Raw genomic sequence first — 17671 nt, forward strand, 5'->3', positions numbered from 1 at the left:
AGGGGGCTTCCGCCTTCTTTTTTTCTGTGGTAGCATAAACCATGTCTGAATTATGAGTTTAAGTACAGGAGGAAAATATATGAAAAGGAAAAGACTGCTTCTGCTTTGCTGGCTGGTTCTGCTGCTGGCAGGCTGCGGAGGGGAACAGAAACCGGAAGAAAAAGGGAATACAGCAGGCGATGAAAATGCCATTGTCTGCTATGTGGGCCATGGATTCTGGGATGGTTCCCTGGACCCGGTAAAGGGCGGATTTGCTTATGGATATGATTTTATCAACAATGGCCTGGTACGGGTAAATGCTGATTCGGAATATGAGGGAGATCTGGCTGAAAGCTGGGAGATTTCCGAGGATTCCCTGGTCTATACCTACAGGCTGAAAGAAGGAATCCGGTTTCAGGACGGTACGGATTTTACAGCAGAGGACGTGGTATTTACCTATGAAACAGTAATGGCAAATCAGGGACAGAATGAAAAAGTGGATCTTTCCAGGCTGAAAGAAGTAAAAGCCCTGGATGACACTACGGTGCAGTTTACCCTGAAAGAGCCTTTTTCACCATTTCTGGACACTACCGCCCAGCTTGGAATTGTGCCTTCCGACGGGTATGACAGTGAAACCTATGACAGGATGCCTGTGGGAACCGGGCCCTGGAAAGTGATCCAGTACGATACGGAGCAGCAGCTGATTGTGGAGGCCAACGAAAGTTATTTTGAGGGAGCGCCGGAAATTGGCCGTGTGACCTTTGTGGATATGGACAACGAAGCGGCCTTTTCCAATGCCAGATCCGGGCAGCTGGATGTGGTAATGGTACAGCCTGCCTGGGCAGGAGAAACCCTGGAAGGCATGCATGTGGAAAAGCTGGAAACCATGGACGTGCGGAATATCAGCCTTCCCTGCCGGGAACCGGACGTGATTACCACTGCCGACGGGAAGCAGGAAGAAGTGGGAAATAAAGTCACGTCGGACCTGGCAGTGAGAAAGGCCCTGTCCATCGGCATTAACCGGCAGGAAGTGATTGACCATGCATTTAACGGGATTGGAAAGCCTGCCCAGGGCTGGACAGACAACCTGGTCTGGGGAAATACGAAAATGTATGAGGACTCTCAGGTGGAGGAAGCCAGGAAGCTGCTGGAAGAAGCAGGATGGCGGGATCAGGACGGAGACGGAATCCGGGAAAAAGACGGGGTGCCCTGTCAGTTTGAGGTCTATACCCCCTCTGACGAACAGGACCGCTATATGCTGGCCGCGGCCGTGGCGGAGAACGTAAAACAGCTTGGAATTTCCATAGAGGTAAAACAGACCACCTGGGATGAAATTACAAAAAAGGCGTACAGCCAGGGCGTGGTCTGGGGCTATGGACAGTACAGCCCCATGGTAATCGACAGCCTGTTTCGGTCGGAACATTTCACCAGGCAGGCTTACAGCAATACCAACGGGTACCGGAATGAAGAGGTGGACAGGCTGATGACGGAGGCTGTTTCTGCCGGAAGTCAGGAAGAAGCGGTATCGCTCTGGAAAGAAGCCCAGGCAGCTTACGCAAAAGATTACCCCTGGCTGTTTCTGGTAAATATCGAACATTGCTATTTTGTCAGCGACCGGCTGGATATTTCCAAAGACACCCAGATTCCCCATCCTCATGGACACGGAATTCCCATAATCTGTAACATGAAAGATTGGAAAATCAGAAAAGGATAAAAACATGAAAAAATTATGTATGACAATGCTGCGCATGATAACATTGCTGATTGCCATAAGTATCATTGCATTTCTCATGGTTTCTCATGCACCCATGGACCCGCTGACTGCTTACATAGGAACCAGTTCCACCATATCGGAGGAAGCAAAAGAGGAGATTGCAGAATACTGGGGCCTGAACGACCCGCCCATGGAGCGGTTTTTCACCTGGGCAGACAATGTGCTCCATGGAGATTTCGGAGAATCCATTGTATACAAACAGCCGGTGTTGACTGTGATAAAGGAGCGGTTTCAGTATTCTCTGGCGCTGATTCTGATTGCCTGGAGCTGTTCCGGCATTCTGGGATTTGGGCTGGGCATTCTGGCAGCAGTCCTGAAAGGAAAACTGCCGGATAAAATCATAAAAACATGCTGTCTGGTGTTTCAGTCTGCGCCCACCTTTTGGGTGGGCCTTCTCATGCTCAGTGTTTTTGCTGTAAATCTGGGCTGGTTTCCCATTGGGCTTGCGGCGCCCATGGGAAAAGCAGCCCCGGAGGTGACGCTGGGAGATCGGCTGCACCATCTTGTTCTGCCGGCAGTTACCCTGAGTATTCTGGGCATCGGGAAAATCACATTGTATACCAGACAGAAATTACTGGAACTTTTTGACAGTGAGTTTATACTCTATGCAAGGACAAGAGGGGAAAATACCTGGCAGATTTTAAAGCGTCATGGAATGAGGAATATTGCCATTCCCGCAGTTACGGTACAGTTTGCTTCCTTCAGCGAGCTGTTCGGCGGAATTGCACTGGCAGAGTCCGTATTTTCCTATCCGGGAATTGGAAGCGCTGTGACAGCGGCGGGGCTTGGCGGGGATGTGCCGCTGCTGCTGGGCATTGCCATATTCAGCGCGGTTTTTGTATTTGCCGGGAACCTTATTGCAAATGTGCTGTATGGAATCCTGGACCCCAGAATCAGGGAGGGTGTTTCACATGAACAGAAAAACTGAAAAATTCTGGAACCGGAGAAGAAAAACACTGTGGGCTGTAACAGGAGCCTTTCTGTATCTGGCAGTCTGTCTTGCGGCGGGACTGTGTATCAGCCCGGAAAGCTATGGCGTGGACTATCAGGCAAAATTCATCTCTCCCTGTCCGGAACATCTTTTTGGTACTGACCATATGGGAAGGGATATGTTTTTCCGGAGTGTCAGAGGGCTGTCTAACAGTATTGTTATCGGGATTCTGGCCTCGGCGGTCAGCTCTCTGCTTGCTCTGGTATTCGGGGTGGCAGCAGCGCTGAGAGGGGGCTGGACAGACAGGTTTGTGAACTGGTGCGTGGATCTGTGTATGGGGATTCCCCATCTGATTCTGCTGATTCTGATTTCTTTTATGATGGGCAGAGGAGGAACGGGAGTGACAGCAGCCGTTGCCCTGACCCATTGGCCGGAGCTGACAAGACTGGTGCGGGGAGAAGTGCTTCAGGTTCGAAACGCACAGTATGTACAGGCTTCTTACCGCATGGGGAAAACCTGGCTGCAGGTGGCACGAGAACATATGGTACCGCAGGTGCTGCCGGTATATCTGATTGGAGTGGTGCTGCTGTTCCCTCATGCCATTATGCATGAGGCGGCCATTACTTTCCTGGGATTCGGGTTTTCTCCGGAAGTGCCCGCCATCGGTGTGATTCTGTCAGAGTCCATGCAGCATATTGCTGCCGGAAAATGGTGGATGGCCGTATTTCCGGGACTGATGCTTTTGTTTGCGGTAATACTGTTTGATATGGCAGGAGAAAATCTGAAACGCCTGCTGAATCCAAACAGCGGAAATGAATAGGAGGATTGCATGGAAAACAGAGAAAAACAACCTGTGTTAAAAGTGGAAAATCTGAGCATTTCCTTTGACAGGTATGACCGGGGGATGAAGCGCCGGGAACTGGAGCTGGTCCATGACCTTTCCCTGACAGTTTCCGCCGGAGAGATTGTGGCAGTAGCGGGAGCCAGCGGGTCCGGCAAAAGTTTGCTGGCTCACGGGATACTGGGAATTCTCCCTGGAAACGCCAGAGTGTCAGGCAGGATGGAATTCTGCGGTCAGAGTCTTTATGCCTCCTTACAGAAAAAGCTGCGGGGCCGGGAGATTTCCTTTATTCCCCAGTCTGTAGAGTATCTGGATCCCCTGATGAAAGTGGGAAAACAGGTGGCCGGGGTCTGTCCCCGAAAAGAAAAGCAGCAGGTAAGAGAGAAAGTGTATCAGGTTTTTGAGCGGTATCATCTGGAGCGGGAGGCAGCAGACCGGTATCCACATCAGCTGTCCGGGGGCATGGCCCGGCGGGTGCTGATTGCAGGAGCAGTCATGCACCGGGCCAGACTGATTGTGGCAGATGAGCCCACACCGGGGCTGCAGGAAGAACTGGCCAGAGAAACCTTTCAGAATTTCCGGGAACTGGCGGAAGAAGGATGTGCAATACTGCTGATAACCCATGATCTGGATCTGGCCCTGCAGGCGGCAGACCGGGTGGCCATGTTTTATGCGGGAACCATACTGGAAATTGCCCCGGCCGGGGATTTCAGGAAAAAAGGAGCTTTGCGTCATCCCTACAGTCAGGCATTTTTGCAGGCAATGCCTGGGAATGAGTTTAAGCCCATAGCGGGAACACAGCCTTGGGGAGGAAATCTTCCGGAAGGCTGTCTGTTTGCAGAACGCTGCCCGGAACGGAGGGAGGACTGTAAGGGAAGAATAGAAATGCGCCCTCTGCGGGGCGGGGAAGTGAGGTGTATCCATGCAGAATAATACAGATGGTACCACAGAAAAAGACAGTTCCGCAGCAGGACAGATTCTGCTGGAGGCCAGGAATATCAGCTTCCGGTATCACCGGAATTCTCCCTGGATTCTTAAGAATATAAATCTTAAGGTGGCAGCGGGAGAGCGGGCAGGTCTGGTGGGGCCTTCCGGCCATGGAAAGACCACCCTGTCAAAAATACTGGCGGGTTACTTAAAACCGGAACAGGGAGAGGTGCTGTGGAAAGGGAAGCCTCTGCCCCTGTCCGGTTACTGTCCGGTTCAGATGATTTCCCAGCACCCGGAGCAGGCGGTGAATCCCCGGTGGAAAATGAAGAAAATCCTCCGGGAATGTCAGGAGCCCGAAGAGGAACTGTTAAAACGTATGGGTATGGAAGAAGGATGGATGGAGCGGTGGCCCATTGAGCTGTCCGGCGGAGAGTTACAGCGTTTCTGCATTGCGCGGGTTCTTGGGCCGGAAACTGAATTTCTGATTTGTGATGAAATCAGTACCATGCTGGATGCCATTACCCAGGCACAAATCTGGGAAGTGCTTCTTACGGAGGCTGAAAAACGGAATCTGGGTATGCTGGTCATTACCCATAATCCGGCTCTGGCGGAAAAAGTCTGTACCAGAATTATAAAATTACCGGAAGCAGATGGAATGTTTGGATGATGTTATTATTCCGGGGCGGAAAGCAAAGAAATCATTTAACATGATATCATGTTAAAAACTGATACTGTTTTGTGAAAAAATGAAACTTTTTTCAGCATAATATAAGTTATAATTAGAAGGAATAAGTTAAAATGCAACCATTGACTGCGCAGGCAGGAGGGACTTACATGCAGAAAACTTTTATCAAATATACCTTTGCGATTATGACAGCAGCTGTGTTTCTGATTTTATCCATAAATACACTGTATACGCTGCACAGCCTGAAATCTCAGCAGCTGAATGCTTTTCGTGCCAAGATGGAACAGGTAATTCATATTCTGGAAAATAATCAGTCAGAGCTGGAAATTATGAATAAAAACCTGGATCTGGATTATCTTACCAGGGTCAGGGCTGCCGCCTATATCTTTGACAGGCAGGAGGAAGTAGCAAAAAATGTTTCCGAAATGCAGTATCTGGCTAAACTGCTCAATGTGGATGAGCTGCATATTATAGATGAAAATGGAATTATCGTGTCTGCCTCGGTAGCCGCCTATGTGGGCATGGATATGGCCGACCATAAGCAGACCAGGGAATTTCTGCAGATTCTGGAAAGCGATGATGAGGATGCTTATCTGATTCAGGAAATGCAGCCCAATGCAGCCATTGGGAAAATGATGAAATATGTGGGAATTGCCAGGAAAGGCCAGAAAGGCATTGTGCAGGTGGGATTTGAGCCGGTTCGCCAGATAGAGGCCCGGTCCAGGAATACCTGTGAGTATATTTTTTCAAGGTTTCCCACAGATGAAGGAGAGGAAATTTTTGCCATAGATACTGTTACCGGAGAGATTGCAGGCCATTCCGGCGGAATGGAACAGGAATTTGATGCACCCTGTTATCAGCTGCAGGAAGTGGAGGAATGCGCCCAGGGTGCATATAAGGAAGGAAAAGACGGGGAGATCATGTTTGTGGCTTCCAGGACCTATGAAGGTATGCTGCTCTGTGCGGCGCTGCCAGGATCGGTGCTGTATCGGAAACTCATGGAAAGCATGTTCAACACCCTGGCATATCTGATCTTGATAGAAGCAGTGGTTATTTTTCTTCTGAATTATCTGGTTAAAGATAAAGTGGTGAATGGAATCCATGCTATCATTGGAGGATTGTCCGTGATTACCAACGGAAATCTGGATACCACCGTGGAAGTAGGAGGAAATCAGGAATTTGAAAAACTGAGCCAGGGAATCAATACCATGGTAAAAAGTATTATAAACAGTTCTGACCGTATTTCTGCTATCATTGAAATCAGCGGCGTACCCCTGGCAGCTTTTGAATATGAAAAAGAAATTAATCACGTATTTGTAACGTCAGGCCTGCGGGAACTGTTGGATATTCCGGCCCAGAGCGCCGGGGAGCTTTATGGAAATTCCGCACTGTTTGAGCGGTATATTCATAACATAACGGAACATCCTCTGGAGGGAGAACAGAATGTGTTTCAGATTAACAGTCTGAAATATATCCGGATACACAGAAAAGAATCGGAACAGAGATGCCTGGGAGTAGTTACTGATGTGACCGGATACATCATGGAAAAGAAACAGATGCAGTATGAAAATACCCATGACGCCCTGACTGGTCTGTATAAATATTCTTATTTCAAACAGCGGGCCGCAGAAATTCTGGAGAAAATGCAGGAGGGAGAAATCTGTGCTGTGGTTATGCTGGATCTGGATTATTTTAAGGGTATCAATGACAACTTCGGCCATGCTGCCGGAGATAAATACCTGCAGAGCTTTGCCTCTGTTATGCAGTCCATGCCTTCCAGGCATGTGATGCCATCCAGGCGTTCCGGAGATGAATTCTGCATGATGATTTTTGGCTGCCAGGACAAAGAGGAAATTGTGAAACTGCTGAACAGTTTTTATCATATACTGAAAAGATACCGGGTTACCATGTCAGCAGGAAAATCACTGACCATAGGAGCTTCCGCCGGTTTTGCCTGTACAGCAGATCCCAATCTCAATGTGGAGGAGCTGCTGAACCGGGCAGACGAGGCCCTTTATGAGGTGAAACGCGATACAAAGGGATGTTATACGGAATATAAGGGTTCCGGTACTTAACGGAACAGATTCCACGAGTGCGCATATTATTTATTATTCTATCAGGAAGGCATTTTCACACTTTAGCGTGAAAATGCCTTCCTGATCCTTCCTGATAGAATAATAAAAAACCCATGAGATGATTCTCATGAGTTTTTTCACGTGCGTGAGAAGATTCGAACTCCCGACACCTTGGTCCGTAGCCAAGTGCTCTATCCAGCTGAGCTACACACACATATTGTAAATATTCGATTGAACGTTTTATATCTTACTCCAGTTTCGGGAATTTGTCAATAGATTTTTTGAAAAAAATTTGGGAAAAATGGTGAAAAAAAAAGTATAGTGTGATAGAATGATAAATAGTTGATAAAAATATTGAATGGAGTGTACAAACAGGAAAACAGGAGAGCTTTCATGACAAAACAGGAATTTTTACATGAATTGCAGATTGCCCTGCAGGGAGAGCTGGATCAGGCGGCAATCAACGAAAACATAACATATTATGATAATTACATCAGGGAGGAAGCCAGGAAAGGACAGAGTGAGGAAGAAGTAACTGCCCGTCTCGGCAATCCAAGGCTGATTGCCAAAACATTGATTGATACCACCGGGAAATTTGGAGCCGGGGAGGGAAGCCAGTATTATTCAGAGGATTACGGACAGCGGAAGGAACAGTCCGGCCGGGGATTTCGAGCGGATTATTCTGAACAGGGCGGATGGGATGTACGGTTCGGCGGACTGAAACTGAACAGCTGGTACGGAAAACTGCTGCTGGTTCTGGCGGCGGTTCTTATCATTGTAATTGTAGCAAATGTGGTGGCGTTCCTGCTTCCGATTCTGGTGCCCGTTATATTATTGCTTCTGCTTTATTCCCTGTTTTTCGGGGGCAGGCGTTAGTGGATTTGAAATACAGGAGGAGTACATGGAAACAGTAAAAGTTAGCAGAGGAAAACATTTTTTGAAAAAAGGAGACAGGCTGAAAGGTTTGTATATCATTTTACAGGGAAGCGTTCGGGCTGTCTTGGAGAATGACGAATTTGATATGGAGGCCGGAAGTATTATCGGTATGCTGGAAAGCCTTAGCGGAACGTATATGTGCAATTATGTGGCCAATACAGACTGTGTTTTGTATGCATTTCCGTATAATTCCACAGAAGATTATAAAAAAATATTTGCAGAAGAAGAAAAATATGTGGCGGTATTTGCCATGGGGGCCATGCACCAGACGTCCATGCTGATGCGCAGGTATATGCTCAGCGGCAGGAAATGTCAGGAGTATTACAGGTTTCTGATGGGAAGTTACCGGGCGTATCAGAAGCTGTGCAAAGATATGGAATTGCCGGAGAAGCAGTTTCCGGCCATGGATTCTGTGGGGCCGGTGTCGCTGCCGGAACAGATTGCGCCCTGGACCAGAGAATATTACGAGCGGATGTCCGGCCTGTCTCTGAAAGCCATGGATCAGCATCTGGCAAGGGATTATGTGCTGGGAACCGGAGCTGTTTTTAACGCAGTGGTCTGGATGCGAAAAACCATGGAGTTAATCTCTGTGCTGAAGGGGTATCTGAAAACGAATAAAGAGCTGCTTCTGTCCGCTGAGGGTACGAATCTGTTCCAGATGTATTTTGAACTGGCGAAAAAGGCTGCGGCATTCGGACGGGATATTGAACCCATACAGGGAAAAATTTCCGAACTGATGGATTTTGCCGCAAAGAGCGGCCTGTTTTCCGAACAGATGATGAATGCCGGCTTTGCGGAGTATAAAGGATTCGATTTCAGCCAGCTGGTACGGAGCAGTTCCGGAGAGTCAGAGGATGAAGCAGTGGAGCCCTACGAGGAAGGCATAGATTATCTGACTCAGATTCTGGAATATTCCGGCTGCGAAGAAAAGAGGAAGGAAAGTTTTCGGAATTCTCTTAATGAGTACAAAAATCTGCCGGATATTCTGGCTACCACCGATGATGTGCGCAAACTGCGCCGAAAGATTACAGATGACTTTTACCACATATATGAACTGGTATTTTTCCGTTCCCTGGAAGGGGGATATATGCCGACTTCCGTGAAGATGTTTCTGAATTTTGGCTTTATGGACGAGGAGCTTGCCGGAACGGACAATACCCGCAGCCTCTTTGAAATAGCCGGAAGAATCCGCCGCTGCAGGGCGGAGAATGTGTTTACGATCTATGAATGGCTGCTGAGTGTGTACCGGGGAGAGAATGAACCTTCCAGAAATGAATTTGACATGGATTACACCGGTCATCTCAATGAACAGAAGAAGACCGGAAATATTACAGCCGATCAGGTACCGCTGCTGGCAAAGGACAACAAAGCCAAAGTGCGGTTTGAGCTGCAGAATATGTTCGTATCCACCAACCGGGCAACCTACGGCAAGATTTCCACATTCTGTCCCATTCTGTATAAGGACGATATTATCGGTACCCCGGAAAACATGCTGGTTACAGCAGAAAAAGCAAATGGCGCCATGGATGAAATACGAAAAATTGATTTTTCTCTGTTTTTCCGGGAAGTGGGGTTCTCGGATCCGGAACACGAAGTCAATATGGAGATGATACAGAAAGAAGTGCTGCCCAATATTATTCTTATGCCTAATGCAGGAAGCAAGGCCATGATGTGGCAGGAGACAGCAGGCATCAAGAAGGATACTCGGGCAAGGTTTATTTTCCCCATTCTCACCGTTGCAGACGTGGGCGAGCTGATGGTGGAAGTCTGCGGGCGGTTCCGCTGGGAGATGTGCAGGAAGATTCAGGGCGTGCGCTGGAACGACATTACAGAGGCTTCTCTTACTTCAGAATACAACGATTATATCCAGTATTACCGGAAGAACCATGACCTGTCTGCAGATGCCAAGGAAAAGGTGAAAAATGCCCTGTATAAGTCCAAAAATAATTTCCGTGAAGTGTTTGTCAAGGATTACCAGAGCTGGATTCGCTATGAGTCCAAAGGAAGTTTCCGTCTGAATAAAGTGTCCAGGGATATTATTTTCCGGTACTGTCCTTTTAATAAAACCATTCGGGCAGAACTGAAGGTGAACCCCATGTACCGTGAGATGTTTGAAAAGTACGAAATTCTCAAAGACCGGAAAGCCCGTCATATGATACTGTGGTATGACCGTTACCAGAAAAAAGGCGGCGTGATTACGGAGGAACTGCAGGCGAATAAGGACTTTTATGATATGTAGGCGATGAACAGGAAAGATGTCGGATAAAAGAGAAGAAATGTGGGAACAGAAGGAAACAGGTTCTGAACGCTGCCAGCGTCAGAAAGCCATAAATAAGATGACCCATGAAATCCACAGCATTTTGTCAGACTGTGAACCGTCAGTTTATTTGTATGGCTCTCTGGTGCTGGATGATTTCAGACCAGGATGGAGCGATATTGATATTCTGGTCTTAACTGACAGGCAGATATCGGAAGAACAGGCGCAAAAGCTGGTAAATCTTCGTCAGACAATGTCTGAAAAAGAGCCGGGTAATTCATATTATCGGTTATTTGAGGGTGGTATGCTGACGCTGGATGCTGGATATTGCCCGATGCCTGTACACCCTGCCCACTTTGTTCTCTTATAGGAAATTCCGTTGGATTTCCTATAAGAGAAAATAATTATCGCACTGCGGCGGAAAAGAAATATGTTGCGAAAGCGACCCGCCGCAGGCGGAGAATCCTGCAATGCAGGATTCTTTTTTATAATATTAATACAAAAAGAAAAGACCAGCGGGGGAGCCACTGGCCTCTTCTATGAGGGGAGTATAAATAATTAATAAGGGGTATAACTTATAAAAAGAATTCCTGAAGGTGAAATCCTTCTTACAAATAGGATTATAATACAATCTGTCGTAAAATGCAAGATAAAATTTAAAAAAATTCAAAAAAATTTTCTGCATAAAAAATCGGCCTTTATCAGATACTATGAAAGCAGTAAATGATTAGGAGGAAAATATAATGGCAAAAAACAGTGATATGCAGAACAAAAGCACAAATGGAACCAATGAATCCGGAAACATGAAGAACAGCACCAAAAATGCATATTCTCAGAACAGTACAAAGAATTCTTCTTCCCAGAACAGCACGAAGAATTCTTCTTCTCAGAATAAGTCTTCCAACAAGGCTTCCGATGCCAGCGGATCTGACTGCCGGGACACCTACGGAAAGTAGTCGGTACAAAAAGCGAAAAACTGCATAGTATAATAATGTAAAACAGATTATCGGAAATGGTTCCGGTAATCTGTTTTTATCTTTTTCTTTCTACAGGAAAGGGCATGTTTGTTCTGGTTATATTCTGAAGGGGTGAAGTTATGGAATTTCAGACAATCAATATACGGCAGTTTAATGAATACCGCAAACGCCCCGACACCTGGGTGATTGATTTGCGCAGTAAAGAGGAATTTGAAGAGGTTCATGTGGAAGGAGCCAGAAATATTCCTTATGAAGAACTGGAAATGTACCGAAAATATCTGCCAAAAGATAAACTGTACGTTCTTTACTGCGACAGAGGCTCCAGCAGCCTGATGGCAGCCAGGGAGATGAGCAGGGACGGTTACCGGACTGCCACTTTAGTGGGCGGCATCCAGGCGGTATTGCAAAAACCATAAAATGATTGACAGCCGGAAGGTGAGAAGATAATATAGTCTTAGGCCCTTCCGGCATATTTATGGAATACAGTCAGGGCCGGTCTGGAGAAAAAGAATGAAAACATACGAATTAATCGCCCCCTGTCATTTTGGACTGGAGGCAGTTCTGAAAAAAGAGATATATGACCTGGGGTATGAAATCCTGAAAGTCGAAGATGGACGGGTGACTTTTGAAGGGGACGGAGAAGCTGTCTGCCGCGCAAATATTTTTCTGCGCACCAGTGAGCGGGTTCTTCTGAAAACAGGGCAGTTCCATGCAGAGACCTTTGAAGAATTATTTCAGGGAATCCGGAGTATTCCCTGGGAAGATTATATACCGGAAGATGGAAAGTTCTGGGCAGCGAAAGCGTCCTCCATCAAAAGTAAACTGTTCAGCCCTTCGGATATTCAGTCTGTTGTAAAAAAGGCCATGGTGGAACGCCTGAAACAGAAATACCATACCGAGTGGTTTCCGGAGACGGGAGCGGAGTATCCATTGCGGCTGTTTCTGATGAAAGATGAAGTAACGGTGGCCATTGACACCTCCGGGGATTCCCTGCATAAGCGGGGGTATCGCACGCTGGTCAGCAAAGCTCCTGTTACGGAGACTCTGGCGGCAGCGCTGCTGCTGCTGACGCCCTGGAAAGGCGACCGGATTCTGGTGGATCCTTTCTGCGGAAGCGGGACTTTTCCCATAGAAGCCGCCATGATGGCCGCGAACATTGCACCGGGGATGAACCGCAGATTTACGGCCCAGACCTGGACAAATCTGATAGAGCCTGAATTATGGCAGGAAAGTGTGGAAGAGGCAAATGACCTGATAAACCGGGAAGTTGCAACGGATATTCAGGGATATGATATTGACGGAGAAATTATAAGGGCGGCCAGAGACAATGCCAGACGGGCAGGCGTGGATCACCTGATTCATTTTCAGCAGCGTCCGGTCAGAGAACTGAGCCATCCGAAAAAGTATGGATTTCTCATTGCAAATCCCCCTTACGGAGAACGCATGAAAGAGGAAGTGCTGCCGGCTCTTTATAAAGAAATCGGTCAGGCCATGAACCGCCTGGATTGCTGGTCTGCATATCTGCTCACGGGCTACGAGGATGCGGAGCGTTACATCGGGAAAAAGGCTGACAGAAACCGAAAAATTTACAATGGAATGCTGAAAACATATTTTTACCAGTTCCAGGGGCCGAAACCACCCAGACGGAACCGCAGCCACAGGGAAGAGGTATCTGAGTGAGACAGTCAGGAAAATATCTGGTGATGGCCGTAATACTTTTGCTTGCGGTGCTGTTTAAATTTGCCGGTGACGGCGGAAAAAATGAAAAAGTGGAGCCTTTTCGGGGCGCCCGTCTGAAACAGGAGGTATGGAATCCGCTGATTGCAGAAAGCGTCAACGAGAAGCATCTTACGGTTCTGGTGGATAACCGGGAGCTGACCAGTAAGGATCACGGAATTTATATGGATGAAAATCTGAATATTATGATTCCGTTTTCAGAGCTGAGGGACAGCTTTAACTGCAGCGCTCATCTGTATGAGGGGGAAAAACTCGTACTGGAAAAACGCTCTGATGTGGTAAAGTTTCAGTTAGACCAGGAAACAGTGGAGGTCAACAGCAAAAAAGAAAAAATTTCCTCACCTATGACGTACAGAGACGGAGAATACTATGTAGCAGCGAAAACAGTTGCAGAAAAGTTGAATTTTAATTATAATTGGAATATTGAGGAAAATCAGGCCATTGCGGTTAATACCGCAGAAGAGGGGGGAAACCTGCCTCTGGCCTATGATTTACGGGAAAGGCATCGGGCCCCGGAAGTAAAAGACCAGGGCCATTACGGAACCTGCTGGGCCTTTGCCGCGCTGTCGGCCATGGAATCCACCCTGCTGCCGGAAGAAGAATTTGAATTTTCTCCGGATCATATGTCCATTCAGAACAGTTTCGTGCTGGAACAGGCAGACGGAGGAGAATATACCATGGGCATGGCCTATCTCACCGCCTGGCAGGGACCGGTAAATGAAAAAGACGACCCATACGGAGACGGAGTTTCCGCAGAGGGGCTGGAGCCTGTGAAACACGTGCAGGAGGTACAGCTTCCGGATGGAAAAGATTTTGAAAAAATCAAAGAATCTGTGTTTAAATACGGAGGGGTGCAGACAGCCATTTACAGCGCACTGGACGGTTCCGATTCTGATTATTACAATGAAGAACATCACGCATACTGTTATATGGGGGCGGAGAAGCCTAATCATGAAATTATGATAATCGGCTGGGATGACAGTTATCCCGGAGAAAATTTCAATCTGGAAGTGGAAGGCGATGGAGCTTTTCTGTGTCAGAACAGCTGGGGAAAAGCATTTGGAGATGAAGGTGTATTTTACGTTTCCTATTATGATGTGAATATCGGGCTGCACAGCGTTGTCTATACGGGAATTCAGGAAGCAGATAATTATGACAGCATTTACCAGTCTGATCTTTGCGGCTGGGTGGGACAGCTCGGTTATGAGAAAGACAGCGTTTACGGGGCAAATGTATACACTGCCCGGTCAGATGAAATACTGAAAGCAGCAGGATTTTATGCCACCGGAAAAGAAACCTCCTATGAGCTGTATGTGGTAAAGGAATTTGAAAATAAGGATTCTCTGGAAAAGCGTGTGAAAGTGGCGGAAGGAAGCCTGACCAACGCCGGATATTATACCATAGAATTTGAGAAAGAATGCAGGGTGAAAAAGGGGCAGAAATATGCCGTAGTGCTTTTTATCACAACACCGGGCTCCGTACATCCCATGGCAGTGGAATACAGGGCAGATGAAATGACCGCTGATGTGGACCTCACAGACGGGGAGGGATATATCAGTTCCAATGGAAAAAAATGGGAGAGTGCAGAGGAAAATCAGGACTGCAATCTGTGCCTGAAAGTATACAGTGACCGTCAATAGAAAAACAGAAGAGGCAATATGGAAGAAAAAATACTGAAAATATCATCGCTGACCCTGGCAGTTCTGATTGTCACGGCTCTGGTGGCTCTGAGGCCTTTTTCCGAAATCAACAAGCGGGAGGAAAAGCGGGAACAGATGTCAGAGCTTCAGATGCTTGCCTATTATACCGAGCAGGCAGAGGAGGAAGAGGACATCAATTTCCGCCAGCAGCTTCGCGTGGAAATTCCGTCTGGTATGACAGAGCAGGATATTTCCATAGAAAATAATTATGTCAGACAGTTAATTACCATTGAAATTCCGGGAGTGGAAAAAGATTATTTTACCAGTCATCCCCTGCTGGGAAGAAGCAATCACATCAATGATTTGTATATGGAAAGCGGTGTGATCGAGATTACCATGGACGCGGTTTATGAAGTAAAAACCACAGTGACAGGAAGTTACCTTTATGTGGACTTTCTGACGCCTCAGCAGGTGTACGACAAAGTTGTTGTGATTGACGCAGGCCACGGAGGCGGCGCTCCGGGAGCTATCAAACAGGAAATCATGGAAAAAGACATCAATCTTGCCATTGTACTGCAGTTAAAAGAACTGCTGGACAAAAATGACAGAAATATTGGTGTGTATTATACCAGAACAGAAGATACAAACCCCACATTTGAGCAGAGGGCACAGCTTGGCGGAAAGTCAGAGGCCAATCTCTATATCAGTGTGCACAGCAATTCCACTACAGACGGCCAGATGTCGTCCTATAATGGAACAGAGGTTATGTATGATGAACTGAAAGAAGAAGAGGGGCTGAGCAGCAAACATCTTGCCCAGATTTGCCTGGAGGAAATCACCGGCGCCATGGGCAGTAAAAACAATGGCCTGACGCATGGAAATGGTATTTATATCATAAGAAATAATGAAGTGCCCACAGCATTGATAGAAGTGGGCTTTATGACCAACCAGGAAGAACTGAACAAACTGAATTCCCCGGAATATCAGAAACAGGCAGCCCAGGGGATTTACAACGCCATTATGCGCGCACTGGATGAGGGTTACTGAAATACAGGGGAACGCAGGTGATACGTCTGTGAGTTTAAATTTGCTGATACAGCACAGGAGGACAGGATTCAGTATGAAAAAAATTATATTTGCAACGGGAAATCAGGGGAAAATAAAAGAAATCCGTGAGATTTTGTCAGATTTGGGCGTGGAAATTCTGTCCATGAAAGAGGCGGGAATCCAGGCTGATATTGTGGAGGACGGAAAAACATTCGAGGAAAATGCCCTGATTAAAGCCGCTGCAGCAGCGGCGGAGGTTCAGGAGGAGGACACGGTGGTACTGGCAGATGATTCCGGGCTGGAAGTGGATTATCTGAATAAAGAGCCGGGAATTTATTCCGCAAGGTATCTGGGAGAAGATACTTCCTACGAGATTAAGAATCAGAATATCATAGACCGTCTGGAGGGGGTACCGAAAGAGCAGCGGACTGCCCGGTTTGTATGCACGATAGCGGCAGTTTTCCCCGATGGCTCCACCTGTGTTACCAGAGGGACCATTGAAGGCTATATTGGATGGGAGCCGGCAGGAGAGAACGGATTCGGCTACGATCCGATTTTTTATGTGGATGAATTTCAGTGTTCTACTGCTCAGCTTTCCATGGAAGCAAAAAATAAGCTGAGCCACAGGGGAAAGGCGCTTCGTGCCATGAAGGAAAAGTTATTGGACAGACAGGGATGAGTTTATGAAAATTTTGATTGTCAGTGATACACATAAAAAGCATGAGAATCTGGTGCAAGTTCTGAGGAAGCTGAAACCCATTGATATGATGATACATCTGGGAGATGCGGAGGGATATGAGGATTACATAGCAGAACTGGCCGGATGCCCTCTGGAAATCGTTTCCGGCAACAATGATTTTTTTTCTGACCTGGAGAGGGAAAAAGAACTGCAGATTGGAAAATATAAAGTGCTGATTACCCACGGACATTACTACTATGTTGCCATGGGAATTGAGGATCTGAAAAAAGAGGCTGTGGGAAGAGGCATGGACGTTGTGATGTTCGGCCATATCCATCGGCCTGTGCTGGATTACAGCAGAGGGATTGTCACGCTGAATCCCGGCAGTATTTCATATCCCAGACAGGAGGGGCGGAAGCCTTCTTATGCTGTAATGGAACTTGATGAGGCGGGTGAGGCTCATTTTCGTATCGAATATCTGACCTGACAGACCTGTTTTGGAAGAATGCAGTACCATGGTTTCGGACTGTTACAGGAAAAATGTAAAAAAAAGAAAAAAGTTATTGACATTTCATTCCATCTCGCATATAATATATCTTGCGTTATGACGACACAGAGAGGTTGTCGTCGGGGTGTGGCTCAGCTTGGCTAGAGCGCCTGGTTTGGGACCAGGAGGCCGCAGGTTCGAATCCTGTCACCCCGATTTATACGCGGGTGTAGTTCAATGGTAGAACACCAGCCTTCCAAGCTGGATACGTGGGTTCGATTCCCATCACCCGCTTATGTGTTCGTAGCTCAGCTGGATAGAGCAACGGCCTTCTAAGCCGTGGGTCGGGGGTTCGAATCCCTTCGAGCACATTTATATGGTGGGTATAGCGCAGTTGGTTAGCGCGCCAGATTGTGGCTCTGGAGGCCCAGGGTTCGAATCCCTGTATCCACCTTTTATGAAATTAATGGGCTGTTTGCAGAGTACAGGTAGAATTGATGGGCTATCGCCAAGCGGTAAGGCACAGGACTTTGACTCCTGCATTCGCTGGTTCAAATCCAGCTAGCCCAGTTTTGTCATATATGTATGGGATATTAGCTCAGTTGGTAGAGCACTTGACTTTTAATCAAGTTGTCCGGGGTTCGAATCCCCGATGTCTCATTTTTGGAAGCCCGCAAAGCGGGCGTTTCGGAAAAG

The 17671-nt window shown here is 47.2% G+C and carries 16 protein-coding genes and 7 tRNA genes; 22 read left to right on the top strand and 1 reads right to left on the bottom strand.

The features are described from left to right. Positions 1–79: 79 nt before the first annotated feature. The 6 genes from C805_RS09990 (at position 80) to C805_RS10015 (ending at position 7215) form a co-directional block, all read left to right on the top strand. Positions 80–1693 (top strand): ABC transporter substrate-binding protein, encoded by a 1614-nt coding sequence (locus C805_RS09990; RefSeq protein WP_016213706.1) that lies wholly within the window; start codon positions 80–82, stop codon positions 1691–1693. A 4-nt stretch (positions 1694–1697) separates the two neighbouring features. Beyond that, positions 1698–2681: an ABC transporter permease gene (locus C805_RS09995; protein WP_016213707.1), complete on the top strand. Its 984-nt coding sequence runs from the start codon at positions 1698–1700 to the stop codon at positions 2679–2681. Next, on the top strand, positions 2665–3504 hold the full coding sequence (locus tag C805_RS10000) for an ABC transporter permease (RefSeq protein ID WP_016213708.1): 840 nt from the start codon (positions 2665–2667) through the stop codon (positions 3502–3504). Before C805_RS09995 ends, C805_RS10000 begins: the two co-directional genes overlap by 17 nt. Before the next feature lie 9 nt (positions 3505–3513). Further along, the gene (locus C805_RS10005; protein ID WP_016213709.1) at positions 3514–4458 is read left to right on the top strand and encodes an ABC transporter ATP-binding protein; all 945 of its coding nucleotides are present in this window, start codon (positions 3514–3516) and stop codon (positions 4456–4458) included. 43 nt (positions 4459–4501) lie between these two features. Next, positions 4502–5122, top strand: a complete 621-nt coding sequence (locus C805_RS10010) for an ABC transporter ATP-binding protein (protein WP_031200895.1) — start codon at positions 4502–4504, stop codon at positions 5120–5122. A 167-nt stretch (positions 5123–5289) separates the two neighbouring features. Next, positions 5290–7215, top strand: coding sequence for a sensor domain-containing diguanylate cyclase (locus C805_RS10015; RefSeq protein ID WP_016213711.1), 1926 nt, complete (start codon positions 5290–5292; stop codon positions 7213–7215). A 140-nt stretch (positions 7216–7355) separates the two neighbouring features. Here C805_RS10015 and C805_RS10020 read toward each other — a convergent pair. Beyond that, positions 7356–7429 (bottom strand) — tRNA-Arg (locus C805_RS10020). 179 nt (positions 7430–7608) lie between these two features. Between C805_RS10020 and C805_RS10025 the strand changes: the two genes are divergently transcribed. The 16 genes from C805_RS10025 (at position 7609) to C805_RS10100 (ending at position 17635) form a co-directional block, all read left to right on the top strand. After that, complete coding sequence (locus C805_RS10025; protein WP_016213712.1) at positions 7609–8091, top strand: DUF1700 domain-containing protein; 483 nt, start codon at positions 7609–7611, stop codon at positions 8089–8091. A gap of 25 nt (positions 8092–8116) precedes the next feature. Next, positions 8117–10390, top strand: coding sequence for a cyclic nucleotide-binding domain-containing protein (locus C805_RS10030; protein WP_016213713.1), 2274 nt, complete (start codon positions 8117–8119; stop codon positions 10388–10390). A 16-nt stretch (positions 10391–10406) separates the two neighbouring features. Further along, on the top strand, positions 10407–10778 hold the full coding sequence (locus C805_RS10035; protein WP_022750930.1) for a nucleotidyltransferase domain-containing protein: 372 nt from the start codon (positions 10407–10409) through the stop codon (positions 10776–10778). Between the two features lie 373 nt (positions 10779–11151). Then, positions 11152–11364 (top strand): hypothetical protein, encoded by a 213-nt coding sequence (locus C805_RS10040; RefSeq protein WP_016213715.1) that lies wholly within the window; start codon positions 11152–11154, stop codon positions 11362–11364. Positions 11365–11504: 140 nt separating this feature from the next. Beyond that, on the top strand, positions 11505–11801 hold the full coding sequence (locus C805_RS10045; protein ID WP_016213716.1) for a rhodanese-like domain-containing protein: 297 nt from the start codon (positions 11505–11507) through the stop codon (positions 11799–11801). Between the two features lie 94 nt (positions 11802–11895). Beyond that, positions 11896–13065, top strand: coding sequence for a THUMP domain-containing class I SAM-dependent RNA methyltransferase (locus C805_RS10050; protein ID WP_016213717.1), 1170 nt, complete (start codon positions 11896–11898; stop codon positions 13063–13065). Then, positions 13062–14762 carry a lectin like domain-containing protein gene (locus C805_RS10055; protein WP_016213718.1) on the top strand — a complete coding sequence of 567 codons (1701 nt, stop codon included), beginning with the start codon at positions 13062–13064 and terminating at the stop codon, positions 14760–14762. The genes C805_RS10050 and C805_RS10055 overlap by 4 nt, the downstream gene beginning before the upstream one ends. Before the next feature lie 18 nt (positions 14763–14780). After that, complete coding sequence (locus C805_RS10060) at positions 14781–15809, top strand: N-acetylmuramoyl-L-alanine amidase family protein (RefSeq protein ID WP_016213719.1); 1029 nt, start codon at positions 14781–14783, stop codon at positions 15807–15809. A 73-nt stretch (positions 15810–15882) separates the two neighbouring features. Continuing rightward, the gene (locus tag C805_RS10065; RefSeq protein ID WP_016213720.1) at positions 15883–16488 is read left to right on the top strand and encodes an XTP/dITP diphosphatase; all 606 of its coding nucleotides are present in this window, start codon (positions 15883–15885) and stop codon (positions 16486–16488) included. Between the two features lie 4 nt (positions 16489–16492). After that, on the top strand, positions 16493–16975 hold the full coding sequence (locus C805_RS10070; protein ID WP_016213721.1) for a metallophosphoesterase family protein: 483 nt from the start codon (positions 16493–16495) through the stop codon (positions 16973–16975). Between the two features lie 141 nt (positions 16976–17116). Beyond that, positions 17117–17191: transfer RNA gene (locus C805_RS10075), tRNA-Pro, on the top strand. Positions 17192–17198: 7 nt separating this feature from the next. Further along, positions 17199–17269, top strand: a tRNA-Gly gene (locus tag C805_RS10080). A 3-nt stretch (positions 17270–17272) separates the two neighbouring features. Beyond that, positions 17273–17346: transfer RNA gene (locus tag C805_RS10085), tRNA-Arg, on the top strand. Between the two features lie 8 nt (positions 17347–17354). Next, a tRNA-His gene (locus C805_RS10090) sits at positions 17355–17428 on the top strand. Positions 17429–17473: 45 nt separating this feature from the next. After that, a tRNA-Gln gene (locus C805_RS10095) sits at positions 17474–17545 on the top strand. Positions 17546–17562: 17 nt separating this feature from the next. Continuing rightward, positions 17563–17635 (top strand) — tRNA-Lys (locus tag C805_RS10100). Positions 17636–17671: the final 36 nt, after the last annotated feature.

Origin of the sequence: Eubacterium sp. 14-2 (assembly GCF_000403845.2) — a bacterium.
Taxonomy (GTDB): Bacteria; Bacillota; Clostridia; order Lachnospirales; family Lachnospiraceae; genus Petralouisia.

Coding starts and splice junctions, on each gene's coding strand:
- C805_RS10030 (WP_016213713.1), top strand. CDS start 8,117: ATGGAAACAGTAAAAGTTAGCAGAGGAAAACATTTTTTGAAAAAAGGA.
- C805_RS10065 (WP_016213720.1), top strand. CDS start 15,883: ATGAAAAAAATTATATTTGCAACGGGAAATCAGGGGAAAATAAAAGAA.
- C805_RS10060 (WP_016213719.1), top strand. CDS start 14,781: ATGGAAGAAAAAATACTGAAAATATCATCGCTGACCCTGGCAGTTCTG.
- C805_RS10015 (WP_016213711.1), top strand. CDS start 5,290: ATGCAGAAAACTTTTATCAAATATACCTTTGCGATTATGACAGCAGCT.
- C805_RS10045 (WP_016213716.1), top strand. CDS start 11,505: ATGGAATTTCAGACAATCAATATACGGCAGTTTAATGAATACCGCAAA.
- C805_RS10050 (WP_016213717.1), top strand. CDS start 11,896: ATGAAAACATACGAATTAATCGCCCCCTGTCATTTTGGACTGGAGGCA.
- C805_RS09995 (WP_016213707.1), top strand. CDS start 1,698: ATGAAAAAATTATGTATGACAATGCTGCGCATGATAACATTGCTGATT.
- C805_RS10040 (WP_016213715.1), top strand. CDS start 11,152: ATGGCAAAAAACAGTGATATGCAGAACAAAAGCACAAATGGAACCAAT.
- C805_RS10070 (WP_016213721.1), top strand. CDS start 16,493: ATGAAAATTTTGATTGTCAGTGATACACATAAAAAGCATGAGAATCTG.
- C805_RS10000 (WP_016213708.1), top strand. CDS start 2,665: ATGAACAGAAAAACTGAAAAATTCTGGAACCGGAGAAGAAAAACACTG.
- C805_RS09990 (WP_016213706.1), top strand. CDS start 80: ATGAAAAGGAAAAGACTGCTTCTGCTTTGCTGGCTGGTTCTGCTGCTG.
- C805_RS10035 (WP_022750930.1), top strand. CDS start 10,407: ATGTCGGATAAAAGAGAAGAAATGTGGGAACAGAAGGAAACAGGTTCT.
- C805_RS10005 (WP_016213709.1), top strand. CDS start 3,514: ATGGAAAACAGAGAAAAACAACCTGTGTTAAAAGTGGAAAATCTGAGC.
- C805_RS10025 (WP_016213712.1), top strand. CDS start 7,609: ATGACAAAACAGGAATTTTTACATGAATTGCAGATTGCCCTGCAGGGA.